This is a genomic window from Streptomyces niveiscabiei (assembly GCF_001419795.1).
Taxonomy (GTDB): domain Bacteria; phylum Actinomycetota; class Actinomycetes; order Streptomycetales; family Streptomycetaceae; genus Streptomyces; species Streptomyces niveiscabiei.
On record NZ_LIRL01000535.1, the window covers coordinates 1 to 1,486 of the forward strand.

The 1,486-nt window shown below is 76.4% G+C and carries 2 protein-coding genes; one reads left to right on the forward strand and one right to left on the reverse strand.

All coding sequences use genetic code 11. From position 1 onward, the window contains the following. Nucleotides 1-588 (reverse strand): EamA family transporter (locus AOK24_RS25355; RefSeq protein WP_159051975.1); only part of this gene is annotated, 588 nt, incomplete at its 3' end. Between the two features lie 47 nt (nucleotides 589-635). Here AOK24_RS25355 and AOK24_RS25360 point away from each other — a divergent pair. Next, the coding region (locus AOK24_RS25360; protein WP_159051976.1) for an aminotransferase-like domain-containing protein at nucleotides 636-1,486 on the forward strand (851 nt) is incomplete at its 3' end.

Here is a 1,486-nt window from a genome sequence, read left to right on the forward strand (position 1 = left end):
GTCGACAACCACCCCCAGCACAGCCGACTCGACCGCGGCCACCCCGCACACCGTCGCCGACGTCAGCACCGGCCCGAGCGCACGCAGCACCGGCACCGCCAGGACCGCGAACCCCACCTCACCGGCCAGCGCGCAGGCGGAGAACGCGAGCCCGGCGCTGTCCGTACGCCCCCACCCCTGCACGACGAACGCGCCCGCGGCCACCAGAAACGCACCCCACAGCCGGGGCCGGCGCCCTTCCAGGAGCGGCACCAGGACGGCGACGACGACCGGCGCGCACCCGACGAACACGCCGGGGACGGCAGGTTCGGCGGACTGTTCCGCCGCGAGGACGGCCAGGTTGAAGCCGACCATGCCGACGCCCGACAGCAGTGCGACGCGCAACCATTGGCGGAGGGTCAGGTGCAGAAGGCGCTGCCGTGCGCCACGCGCCAGAGGCGCGAGCAGGAGGAAGGCGAGGCCGTAGCGCAGCGCCTGCCCGCCCGCGTACGGATAGTCGCCCAGCATGCTGTTGGCGGTGAAGGAGGCCCCGACGAGGAGGCAGGCGAGCGCGGCGAAGAGCGCTCCGCGCGCGGAAGTGGCGTTCATGGACGGGACGTTAGGAACGGCGGCGGCCCGCGTTAAGGTCCACTTCCATGGCGTCGTCGGGGACCACTCCGTGGGAGGTGCTGCGGCCTGCGGTCGCCGCGCCCGCACGCGCGCGGGGACGCGCGGTGCAGCAGGCTCTGCGGGAGGCGATCCGTACGGGACGGCTGGCCGCCGGGACACGGCTGCCGTCGAGCCGGGACCTCGCCGCCGATCTGGGCGTGTCGCGGGGGCTGGTGACCGAGGCGTACGAGCAGTTGACGGCCGAGGGGTATCTCCGCAGCGGGCGCGGCGCGGGAACCTGGGTCGGGGACGCCGTCCGCGCGGCGGCGCCCCGCGCGCGGGACCGTGCGCCGCGCTCACCGGGTGCGCGCGTCGACTTCGTGCCCGGCTCACCGGACCTGTCGCTGTTCCCGCGCGCCGCCTGGTCCGCGGCCCAGCGCGCCGTGCTGGCCGAACTCCCCCACCAGGACCTCGGCTACCCCGACCCGCGCGGCCTCCCCCGCCTGCGCACGGCCCTCGCCGCCCTGCTGACCCGGCGCCGGGGAGTCGTCGCCGATCCGGAGCGGCTGATCGTCGTCTCCGGCGTCGCGCAGGCGCTCGCGCTGCTCGGCGGCGCCTTCCACGCGCGCGGGATCCGCGAGGTCGGCGTGGAGGACCCCGGGAGCCCGCCGCACGCCGCCCTGTACGCGGGCGCCGGTCTGGGCGTCGTACCGCTGCCCCTGGACGACGGCGGGCTCGCCCTCGGACCGCTGCGCCACGCGCGTGTGCGCGCGGTCGTCACCACGCCGGCCCACCAGTTCCCCACCGGCATCGCGTACGCGCCGGAGCGCCGCGCACGGCTCCTGGAGTGGGCGCGCGCGGTGGACGGGTTCGTGGTGGAGGACGACTACGACGGCGA